The organism is bacterium (assembly GCA_024228115.1).
Taxonomy (GTDB): Bacteria; Myxococcota_A; UBA9160; order UBA9160; family UBA6930.
On record JAAETT010000425.1, the window covers coordinates 26,928 to 33,160 of the forward strand.

Genomic DNA, 6,233 nt, shown 5'->3' on the forward strand with positions numbered 1-6,233 from the left:
AGCCTAGGGCTGGGCCGCGGGCTGAGCCGCGCCATGCCCTTCGCGAGCGCCGCGCAACTCCGCCTGAAGCGAGCGCTCCAGACCCGCGGTATCGAGGCCGATGGCCTCGCGCAACGCCTTGTCGGCAGGCCAACCCTCACCGATGCGTTGGAGCAATTGGGCCCTCCCGGCCGCCGTGCTGTGGCGCTCGATCCAGTCGGCAGCGGAAGTGGAAATCGCGTAGGCGAGCCGCGCTTCCTTGTTGTCGAGCCCCGCAAAGCTGGGCGCCAGGCGATGCAGATCGATCCAGCGGCCTCGCTCGAGGGCGTTTCGCAGGCGGGTCTGTTCGCCCCGGGAGAGGGGTGCGCGACGCTGGGAGGCGCGCTCGTAGATCTCGGCCAGGCCCTCGTTCAGCCAGAAGGGACGATCGCCGCCAGTCTGCTCGCGGAAGAGCGCATGGGTGTACTCGTGGACGAGAAGCGTACGAAGCTCTCCGGCAGGGTGGGCCTTCGAGACCACGTGGATACGGCCATCGAAGAAGCCCACGGTCTGGAAGCTGAAGCGATGGGCGTGGGCCTTCACGTAGGCTGCCTTGCCATACAGCACCACAGCCGTGGGCTCGGCCGGATAGGCACCGACCCGCGTCCCGACCAGCGAGCGAGCGTCATCCAGGTAGCGAGCGACCGTGCGGGCGAAGGAGACCTCGCCCGTCTTCAGCAACTCCGCATCCGCCTGGATATGAAATGCCTGGTGCTCGAGATCCACCAGCCGCAGAGGTCTGGCGGCCGGCCGTTCCATCAGATGGCGCTCGTCATCGAGGCGGGCCAGGCGCATCTCAGCCGAGGCGCGCCATGGATCGAAGCGATCTCCGGCAACGGAGAGGAAGGTCCGGAGGTGGTCCTCGGCCTTTCCGAGATGGCCACGCCGCCCCTCGATCAAGGCCAGGTAGAAATGAGGCTCCGGCCGGTCCGGGTCGGTTCGAAGCAGTGCCCGGAGGGCTGAGCCCGCCCTGCCCCCCTCGCCCTTGCCGAGGTCGGCCACGGCATCCCGCAGCACGCGGATTGCCCGATCCTCCTCGCGTCCGCTCCAGCCGGGCGGCGTCCAGAGCGGCTCTCCGCGGCTGTCGCCATTCCAGAGCCCGCGGACGGCTTCCACGTTCCCGTCCGCGACAGCGCCATCCGGAGGCTTGGAGGCCCCGTCCGTGATGTGGGTCTGACCCTGCTCATCCACCCAGACGTGCAGATCCGCCGAGAGGAGCAGGCTGGCCAGCGGAAGCAGGAGGAAGAGCCGGAGACGGGGAGCCATGAAGACCCCATCGGCCATCCCCCCAACAACTCAACCAGCGGGGACGGGGTTTACAATTGACCTTATGGAAGGGGGCTTTGCCCGCTTCCATAAAGTCAATTGTAAACCCCGTCCCCGCTGGTTGAGTTGTTTTCAGGGGTCGATCAAGACGCCTGGGTTGAGCATGGAGCCTGGGTCGAGTTCTCGTTTGGCGGCGCGGAGGGCGCGGGCGAAGAGTTCGGGCCGCTGGCGGTCGTAGCCGTCCCGGTGCATGCGGCCCACGGAGTGATGGTGGGTGCTCGTACCGCCGGCGCGGATCACGGCATCGGTGGCTGCGGCCTTGATCTCCGCCCACTGCTCCAGCTCGGCACCGGGTCGTCCGCGGGTCGAGAAGGTGTAGTAGGGAGCCGGGCCATCCGGATACACGTGGGTGAAGCGGCAGGAGAGCGCCCCGCCGCCGGCGACCTCGGCCATGGCCTTTTCCACGCTGGCCCGGACCTCCCGGTCGAACTCGGGCCAACGATCCCAGGTGATGGATGTCTCGAAGGTGTCGGCGATCAAGCCCAGACCCGTGATCAGGTTCAGGCCCTTTCCCACGCCGATGAACGCGCTCCGCCAGGCGCCCGCCGCACCGTCCCGGCCCGTGGTCTTCTCGCTGGAATCGGAGATGCGAATCTCCTCGTCCCGGATCTGCCCGCCGCACTCCCGGGCGATGGCGACCGCCTGGGTGATGTTGTGGTCCTGGGGCAATTCTGCCGATTCGAAACCCAGGATCAGCAGCGCCTGGCTGCCATCGAGCCCGGCGTTCTTCGCCTCCCTCGGGTCGAGCAGTCGAAGGTTGGCCGGCCAGAGCTTGGCCTGGGCGATGTGCCGGGCGGCTTCGGCCCCCGGTTCCCATTCGTCGAAGCGCAGGCTCGCCGTGGCACGGAAACGCGGGCGACGCTGGATGCGCATCCAGGCCTCGGTGATCACGCCCAGGATGCCTTCCGAGCCGATCGCCAGGCGATCGGGGCTCGGCCCGGCCCCACTGCCCGGAAGCCGCCGGGATTCCCACCATCCCGAGGGCGTCAACATGCGCACGGACTCGACGAAATCGTCGATATGCGTGTGATTCGTCGCGTAGTGGCCGCCGGAGCGGGTCGCGATCCAGCCACCCAGGGTCGACCACTCGAAGCTCTGGGGAAAGTGGCGCAGGGTGTGGCCGCTTGGCCGGAGCTGGTCCTCGAGCGCTGGCCCGAAGACGCCGGCTTGGATGCGCGCCGCGCGGGAAGTCTCGTCCAGCTCGAGCACCTGATCGAAACGATCGAGATCGATGGTCACACAGGGCGTCTCGTCCTCGGGAATGCAGACGCCGTAGACCACCGACGAACCGCCGCCCCAGGGCACGGCCCGGCAGGAGCGATCTGCACAGAACGCCATGACCTGTTCGAGTTCGTCTTCGTTGCGCGGATGCGCAACGAAATCCGGCGGGTGGGAGAACTCGCCGCGGAAGGCGCGCAGGCGTTCCGGGAAGCTGGCGCCATAGGTATGCAGTGCACGCTCGTAGTCATCCGCCGCGCAGAACAGGCGGAGCGCCTGGCTGGGTTCGATACGAGGCCGGCGAAGATCCACCGCCGCGAGGGGCACGGCTTCCGGAACCGGCAGGTCGCGTCCCCACTCCGCCGACAGGCTTTTCGCAAACCCGACGCGCTCCTCCTGGCTGGGCTCGTCGGATTCGAGACCCCACGCCCAGATACTGCGCCGCGAGCCCTCCGTCATGACTTCATCCTCCGCAGGCGTGCACGTTCTCGTCGCCGGGCCTCAACCCGGATACGCGGATACGCCGGAGATCCAGGGATGCGCCCACTGCACGATGAAGAACACGACCAGGCCAACCACCAACGGCTGTAGATCTGCGCTGAAGGGCAACGGCTCGGGCTTCTCCCAATCTCCATCCCGGCGGTTGATCAGGACGATCTGGAGCACGGCCCACAAACCCAGGCCGCCGAACAACACCAGGGAGCGGGAGTCGCCGTTCGAGAGGAGATGCGCAGCGCCCCAGGCGGCCACACCCGTCAGCTGCGGGTGACGAAGAAAGCGCTTCAGGTTGGTCGGCACGCCGGAGGCAATGAACAGCAGCAGGCCAACGAGCATCAGCCCGTTGGCGGCCCAGCGGCCCCAGGCCGGCGGGGCGTAGAGCAGGCTGGGCAGGCTGCTGCGCCAACCGAAGATCATCAGCCCGATGGCGATGACGAGCGCCAGGGAGAACAGGCCTTTGTAGGGCCCCTCCCCGCGCTGTTCGATGAAGTTTGCGCGGGCGGAGGCCCCGAGGCTCGGAATCGTGTGAACGCCCGCAAACAGGAGGACACCAAGGATCAGCCAGATCACATTCTTGCCTTTCTTGCGAACGCTTCGTTCCGGCGAGAAGGATACAGCAGGCGCCGGCCGAGAGGTCCTCCCGCAAGATCATGGCGTTCTCCCCTGGCCCCAGAGGAGCCGGGCCGCGCGACAGCAACCGAACTTTCGATTTCGATAGCTAGTATTCGCACATGCGGCGGCGACGATCTCGAGCAGTCGAAGCCTCCGAGCGCCTGCTATGTCGAACGGAGCATCTCGCGGCAGCGGTCCCGGCGGCGACTCCATGACCGAACCGGAGATCGATCCCTACTCGGAACTGGGCGGCGCGGACGGCGTGCGTCTTCTGGTCGATCACTTCTACGCAGCCATGGATCGTCTGCCCGAGGCCCAGGGCATCCGGGCGATGCACGCGCCGGACCTGGGCCCGATGCGGGAGCTCCTCTTCGACTTCCTGTCCGGTTGGCTCGGTGGGCCTCCCCTCTACCTCGAGCGAACGGATCGCAAGTGCATGCGGTCAGCCCACGAACCCTTCACGATCGGCCCGGCCGAACGGGACGCATGGCTCGCCTGCATGGATGTCGCGATGGAGGAGGTCGAAGTGGATGCAGAACTCCAGCTGATCCTGCACCAGGCATTCCGCCGGGTGACCGACTCCCTCTAGGCTTTCCGGCCCTCGCCGACGAGGTGGCCAAGCTCCGGCAGGATCAGCTTTTCGAGGGCGGTTCGGATCGCGCCCCGAGAGCCAGGCAGGGCGAACAGGACGCGACCTCGGCTCAGCCCGGCGGTCGCTCTCGAGAGCAGCGCCGCCGCGCCAATTTCCTCGTAGGACAGCAACCGGAAGAGTTCGCCGAAGCCCGGCAACTCACGATCGAGGAGCGGCGCGATGGCTTCGGGGGTGACATCGCGGGGCGCCACACCCGTGCCACCGGTGAGGATCACCGCCTGGAGTTCCGGGGACGCGAGCAGTTCTTCGACCGCCGCGCGGATCTCTTCCGCGTCATCCTTGACGATTCTCCGGCCGACTACCTGGTGGCCGGCGCCTTCCAACAGCTTGCTGACCAACGCGCCGCCGGTGTCATCCTCCAGCGTACGGGTATCGCTGACGGTCAGGACGCCAACGACGAGATTCTCCGGCGCCGTGCGGTGGTGGCGATGGACGCTTGCGGTTTCGTCGCTCACGCGTGCTCGTCCACCCAGTAGGCGCCATCGGTCGCGATCTCCTTCTTCCAGATCGGAACCCGTTCCTTGAGTGTGTCGATCGTGAAGCGGCAGGCCTCGAAGGCTTCCCCCCGATGGGGCGAGGCCGCGACGACGACGACCGCGATGTCGCCGATCTCGAGTTGCCCGGTGCGGTGGTCCACGGCCACCCGTGTGCCCGGCCAGCGCGCACCCGCCTCCTCGGCAATCCGGTCGAGTTCCTGCTCCGCCATTTCGGGATAGGCCTCGTACTCCAGGTGGCGGATGTCCTTGCCTCGGGAGGCATTGCGCACCGTCCCGACAAACGTGACGATGCCGCCGCAATCCGGCCCGGAGACCCGTTCGACGACGGCTCCCACGTCGAGGGGCGAAGCCGAGAGCCGGCACAGGCCGGCCGGTCTCCCCTGCCCACCCGCCACTGGCGGCAGGAAGGCAACCTCGTCGCCCTCCGCCAGCGCAGGCGCGCCCTTCACGAATTCCATGTTCACCGAGACCCGGAGACGCTCCCCCATCTTCTCGACGGCCGGGAGCCCCTCTGCGAGCAGCGCTCGCAGATCGGCCACCGTGGCCCCAGGAGAGAGCTCGACGACCCGCTCGCCCTCTCCGGCAGCCTCGCGGATCGATCCGAAGAGCTTCACCCTGACCTGCATCCGGCCGACCTTAGCCCCGGTTCAGGCCCGAGGCTCCTGTTGCCGATACACCCTGCATGACCGGAATCTCAGCCGACGTCCGTCGCAAGCTCGAGCAGGCGCTCGATCGGATCCGTCCCGGCCTGCTGCGGGACGGAGGCAATGTCGAACTCCTGGCCGTGGCCACCGACGGCACGGTCCAGCTGGAGCTTCAAGGCGCCTGCGCCAGCTGCCCGGCCCAGAGCGCGACCGTGCGATTCGCCTTGGAGCCAGCGCTGCGCGAAGCGGCGCCCGAGGTCAGCTGCGTCGTACCGGTGCCGGGCGATCCGACACCGCCGAGGCGCTGAACCGGGTTGGGGAGCCCGCTCCCGGATCTACGCCCCTTGCCCTGCCCTGGCTGTGGCCAGCGCCAGGATCTCGCGGTCTGGCTCGATCAGCCGGGCCGAGCCTGGCTTGGCGAACGCCGGGTGCGAGCTACTTGCTGCGGCTGCGCCACCGACGTCCTGCTGGAGCTTCACGAAGGAACGATGGCGATCGGTCCTCTGCGAATCACACAGCCCGGTCTCACTCTCGAGGCCAGCCCGTCGGGGCTGGTCGTTCGACTGGGTGAACGAAGCTGGTTCCTGGCTCGTCTTCGAGAAGACGCGCTGGCGAAGCAGGCCTCTCGGCCCTAGTCCCTTGTCACACCAAAAGCTGGGGGTAGAGTCGTCGCAGTTTCACGCGGGCTTGTTGGGTCGTGAATTGCCAGTCGACGCCCTTCGTCGTTCGGTTGCGATCGTCTTGCCAGGCTTGGACTTGGCGCGTGAG

The 6,233-nt window shown here is 67.6% G+C and carries 8 protein-coding genes; 3 read left to right on the forward strand and 5 right to left on the reverse strand.

The window, feature by feature from the left end; translation table 11 throughout:
* Window positions 1–3: 3 nt before the first annotated feature.
* The 3 genes from GY937_18445 to GY937_18455 form a co-directional block, all read right to left on the reverse strand.
* Window positions 4–1,284 carry a DUF4124 domain-containing protein gene (locus GY937_18445; GenBank protein MCP5058685.1) on the reverse strand — a complete coding sequence of 427 codons (1,281 nt, stop codon included), beginning with the start codon at window positions 1,282–1,284 and terminating at the stop codon, window positions 4–6.
* A 132-nt stretch (window positions 1,285–1,416) separates the two neighbouring features.
* Window positions 1,417–3,021 (reverse strand): FAD-binding oxidoreductase, encoded by a 1,605-nt coding sequence (locus tag GY937_18450; GenBank protein MCP5058686.1) that lies wholly within the window; start codon window positions 3,019–3,021, stop codon window positions 1,417–1,419.
* A 42-nt stretch (window positions 3,022–3,063) separates the two neighbouring features.
* Window positions 3,064–3,630 (reverse strand): NnrU family protein, encoded by a 567-nt coding sequence (locus tag GY937_18455; protein MCP5058687.1) that lies wholly within the window; start codon window positions 3,628–3,630, stop codon window positions 3,064–3,066.
* Window positions 3,631–3,883: 253 nt separating this feature from the next.
* Between GY937_18455 and GY937_18460 the strand changes: the two genes are divergently transcribed.
* Window positions 3,884–4,261 carry a group II truncated hemoglobin gene (locus GY937_18460; GenBank protein MCP5058688.1) on the forward strand — a complete coding sequence of 126 codons (378 nt, stop codon included), beginning with the start codon at window positions 3,884–3,886 and terminating at the stop codon, window positions 4,259–4,261.
* Here the strand turns inward: GY937_18460 and GY937_18465 are convergent.
* Both GY937_18465 and GY937_18470 read right to left on the reverse strand, forming a co-directional pair.
* The gene (locus GY937_18465; protein MCP5058689.1) at window positions 4,258–4,779 is read right to left on the reverse strand and encodes a molybdenum cofactor biosynthesis protein MoaB; all 522 of its coding nucleotides are present in this window, start codon (window positions 4,777–4,779) and stop codon (window positions 4,258–4,260) included. The genes GY937_18460 and GY937_18465 overlap by 4 nt on opposite strands.
* Window positions 4,776–5,447 carry a hypothetical protein gene (locus GY937_18470; GenBank protein ID MCP5058690.1) on the reverse strand — a complete coding sequence of 224 codons (672 nt, stop codon included), beginning with the start codon at window positions 5,445–5,447 and terminating at the stop codon, window positions 4,776–4,778. Before GY937_18470 ends, GY937_18465 begins: the two co-directional genes overlap by 4 nt.
* A gap of 56 nt (window positions 5,448–5,503) precedes the next feature.
* Between GY937_18470 and GY937_18475 the strand changes: the two genes are divergently transcribed.
* Both GY937_18475 and GY937_18480 read left to right on the forward strand, forming a co-directional pair.
* The gene (locus tag GY937_18475; GenBank protein ID MCP5058691.1) at window positions 5,504–5,773 is read left to right on the forward strand and encodes a NifU family protein; all 270 of its coding nucleotides are present in this window, start codon (window positions 5,504–5,506) and stop codon (window positions 5,771–5,773) included.
* Window positions 5,774–5,779: 6 nt separating this feature from the next.
* On the forward strand, window positions 5,780–6,100 hold the full coding sequence (locus GY937_18480; protein MCP5058692.1) for a hypothetical protein: 321 nt from the start codon (window positions 5,780–5,782) through the stop codon (window positions 6,098–6,100).
* Window positions 6,101–6,233: the final 133 nt, after the last annotated feature.

Excerpts from the sequence above, each read along its gene's own strand:
- GY937_18460 (MCP5058688.1), top strand. The coding sequence starts at position 3,884 with ATGACCGAACCGGAGATCGATCCCTACTCGGAACTGGGCGGCGCGGAC.
- GY937_18470 (MCP5058690.1), bottom strand. The coding sequence starts at position 5,447 with ATGCAGGTCAGGGTGAAGCTCTTCGGATCGATCCGCGAGGCTGCCGGA.
- GY937_18450 (MCP5058686.1), bottom strand. The coding sequence starts at position 3,021 with ATGACGGAGGGCTCGCGGCGCAGTATCTGGGCGTGGGGTCTCGAATCC.
- GY937_18475 (MCP5058691.1), top strand. The coding sequence starts at position 5,504 with ATGACCGGAATCTCAGCCGACGTCCGTCGCAAGCTCGAGCAGGCGCTC.
- GY937_18445 (MCP5058685.1), bottom strand. The coding sequence starts at position 1,284 with ATGGCTCCCCGTCTCCGGCTCTTCCTCCTGCTTCCGCTGGCCAGCCTG.